Here is a 3089-nt window from a genome sequence, read left to right on the forward strand (position 1 = left end):
CCACTGTTGCCGGTTTTTCACCGAATTTGGGTAGCGCATCATTGTCCAGAAAACTTGTCTGTGCCTAATGATACCCTATAAGAGTAGAGCATTGCAGAAAAATGCGATAGGCGGTTAAAACCGCTCGTGTGGGCTTTCCACGTCGGTCTAAAGACGCGAGGCTACCAGCCCTACCGTGTTTCTCTTGTGTTATTTGAGTTCAGGGCGTTGTTGACGCAGGATAAACTCAGCGATCGCCAAATCCATTGGAGTGGTCACTTTCAAATTGGTCTCTTCCCCGGGGACAATCTGCACCGGCAAGTCACATTTTTCAAATAATGCCGCATCATCAGTAACCTCCCATCCCAGGGATTTTCCGCGATCGTGGCACTGTTTTAATAAGGCGACTTCAAATCCCTGGGGGGTTTGGGCGGCCCAGAGTTGCGCGCGATCGGGGGTTTTTTCAATGGTTTGAGAGTCCCGGCCGACGATTTTAATGGTGTCTTTGACGGGGATAGCGGCAATTAACCCCGGACAATGGCGGAGGGACTCGGCACAGCGATCGAACAGGTCTGGGGTCGCCAAACACCTGGCCCCATCATGAATTAATACAGATGTCGCCTCGGGCGGGAGTTCCTGTAACCCGTTATAAACCGATTCTTGGCGGGTACTTCCGCCTTGGATGAATTGGACAGGTTTGCTGGGGGGATTGGCGGCTAAAATCGCTTCAAAGTCTGGCCAGTCTTCCGGTTGACCGATTAACCCAATCCAACGAATTTCACGGGAGGCAGAGGCCGCCTCTAGGGTCCAGGCAATCAAGGGGCGATCGAGCAATGACAGGAGTAGTTTATTGCGGTTGCTGCCCATTCGTCGCCCCATGCCAGCGGCTGGTATCAATAAATGCACGGTGGTTCCTCTAAAGCGTTTGGTTACAAAAATGACGAGTGAATAACAATAACTAGAGTAGAGGTGTCGGGGCGATCGCAGGGTTTTTTTAGCCGATTTCTGGCCCGTGGTTGGGTTGAGTCAGAAGATTCCGGATCGGATTAGGTCTCTCATCGCTTAGAATGAGTCTGTTTAGTAAGCTCAATCAATTGAGATGCGAATACTGGCCCTTGTCCCCGGCGGAATCGGCGACCAAATTTTATTTTTTCCGACGTTGGATAGCCTGAAACGGTTATATCCTAACGCTTACATAGATGTTGTTGTAGAGCCTCGGTCCAAAGGTGCTTACCGGGTATCCAAGTTTCTTCATAACAAGTCCCTCCAGGTGCTGCCGTTTGATTTTAAGGATCGCAACGGGTTGGCGGATTGGGGGAATTTGCTGGGGATCATGCGCGATCGCGAGTATGATGCGGTGATTTCTCTTGGACAGCGCTGGGTGGTGGGGTTATTGCTCTGGTTAACAGGCATCCCCATCCGGATTAGCTACTCGGATCTGGGCAACTCCTGGTTGCTCACCAACCCAGTCCCGCTGAAACCTGAGCAATATGCTGCCGGTATGTACCACGACTTGTTGCAGGGTTTTGGGGTCTCCATGCCTTGTCCGGAACTCTCGGTTACCCTGCTCAAAGAGGACCTGCGCTGGTCCGATGAGGAACAGCAAAGACTGGATGTTAAAGATAGCGGTTACATTCTGATTCATGGGGGTGCTAGTCAACTCTCCCAAGTCAAAGGATTGGATAAAATCTATCCCGTTGAAAAATGGCAGCAGATTATCCAGGACCTGCAAACCCGTCAACCTCAATTGCCGGTGGTCTTAATCCAAGGGCCAGAGGATAAACCCTTATGCGACCAGTTGGTTAGGTCCTGTCCCGGCCTTAAGGTGACTTCACCCCCGGATGTGGGTAAGTTGGCGGCCACGATCGCCGCTGCGAATTTGATGCTTTGTACAGACAGTGCGCCAATGCATCTGGCGGTGGCGGTACAGACCTATACGATTGCCTTGTTCGGCCCTACGGACCGGGGTAAATTGCTACCCCCGGGCGATCGTTATATCGGCATTCAATCTTCGACAGGCAAAATTGCCGATATTTCACCAGAGAAAGTCCTAGAAAAAGTTTGGGGAGGTTAAACCGAAGATTCGGAATTGGGAGTTAAGAATTATAGCGTTTCCCACAGTTATTCGCGTACATTTTTGGAGTGCGTAAAGCCTGAGCCCGGGCTTCGCTGACCGCGTAGCGTGTACGCGCGAGCCCAAACATCTTGCTCGCTTGAATAATCTTGCTCGCTTTCTTTATGTCAAATTCATTTAGACGCGCTATATCCGGACCTCATAACTGTGGGAACCGCTATAAAATCCGGACTGATTAATTCTTAATTCTTGTTAATTCTCCTCAAATATCGCTGATGAAACCCGCAGTATTCCTGGACCGAGATGGCGTTTTAAACCAAGAAGTTGGATATATTCATCGCGTTGAAGACCTGAATTTGATTCCCGGTGTGGCCGCTGCGGTCCGCCGCTTAAATGACCGAAATCTCTTCTGTTGTTTGGTTTCCAATCAATCGGGTCCAGCGCGAGGATATTACCCTGCTTCTCATGTGGATGCCTTACACGATCGCCTGTGTTACTTATTGGACGAGGAAGCGGGTGCCCGGTTGGATGCGCTTTATTATTGTCCCTATCTGAGTCCTCCGGAAGGGGGGACGGACCCCGAGTTTACTCGGTGGACCACTTGGCGTAAACCCAATACGGGAATGTTAGTGGCAGCAGCGTGGGAACATGATTTAGACCTGAGTCAGAGTTTTATGGTGGGAGATAAGGCAACCGATGTGGATATGGCCCATAATGCCGGTTGTACAGGGATTTTGGTCAAAACGGGCTATGGCGATCGCGTCTTGGGGGGGAAATACCAACATGACACCCATCCGGATTTCATCGCCTCGGATTTAGCGGAGGCGGTGGATTGGATGACTCAGCAGGGGTCCAAATCTTGAAGGATTAAGGGGCGATCGCACCTAATTTATCGGTTTCCAGTTCCCTAATACGCACCCTCTTTAGCAAACACCACCTTCACCGTCTGGAATAAAATCTGGAAATCCAGAGAAACGGACCAATTTTGAATGTAGGTCATATCCAGGCGGAACACTTCTTCAAAATCGACAATATC

Annotated in this window: 4 protein-coding genes; 2 read left to right on the forward strand and 2 right to left on the reverse strand. The window is 50.3% G+C overall.

The window, feature by feature from the left end:
* Positions 1–189 precede the first annotated feature (189 nt).
* A complete protein-coding gene (ispD, locus tag J0895_RS18465; protein WP_207089473.1) occupies positions 190–885 on the reverse strand; it encodes a 2-C-methyl-D-erythritol 4-phosphate cytidylyltransferase in 696 nt (231 codons plus the stop codon).
* A 193-nt stretch (positions 886–1078) separates the two neighbouring features.
* Between ispD and J0895_RS18470 the strand changes: the two genes are divergently transcribed.
* Entirely contained in the window at positions 1079–2053 is a 975-nt protein-coding gene (locus tag J0895_RS18470; protein WP_207089474.1) for a glycosyltransferase family 9 protein, read from the forward strand.
* A 275-nt stretch (positions 2054–2328) separates the two neighbouring features.
* Complete coding sequence (locus J0895_RS18475; RefSeq protein WP_207089475.1) at positions 2329–2916, forward strand: D-glycero-alpha-D-manno-heptose-1,7-bisphosphate 7-phosphatase; 588 nt, start codon at positions 2329–2331, stop codon at positions 2914–2916.
* A 44-nt stretch (positions 2917–2960) separates the two neighbouring features.
* Here the strand turns inward: J0895_RS18475 and J0895_RS18480 are convergent, their stop codons facing one another.
* A complete protein-coding gene (locus tag J0895_RS18480; protein ID WP_340643550.1) occupies positions 2961–3068 on the reverse strand; it encodes a sugar transferase in 108 nt (35 codons plus the stop codon).
* Between the last annotated feature and the right edge of the window lie 21 nt (positions 3069–3089).

The organism is Phormidium pseudopriestleyi FRX01, assembly GCF_017313335.1.
Lineage (GTDB): Bacteria > Cyanobacteriota > Cyanobacteriia > Cyanobacteriales > Laspinemataceae > Laspinema > Laspinema pseudopriestleyi.

Bases quoted from the DNA above. Each gene is read 5' to 3' on its own strand.
- J0895_RS18470 (WP_207089474.1), top strand. From the start codon at position 1,079: ATGCGAATACTGGCCCTTGTCCCCGGCGGAATCGGCGACCAAATTTTA.
- J0895_RS18475 (WP_207089475.1), top strand. From the start codon at position 2,329: ATGAAACCCGCAGTATTCCTGGACCGAGATGGCGTTTTAAACCAAGAA.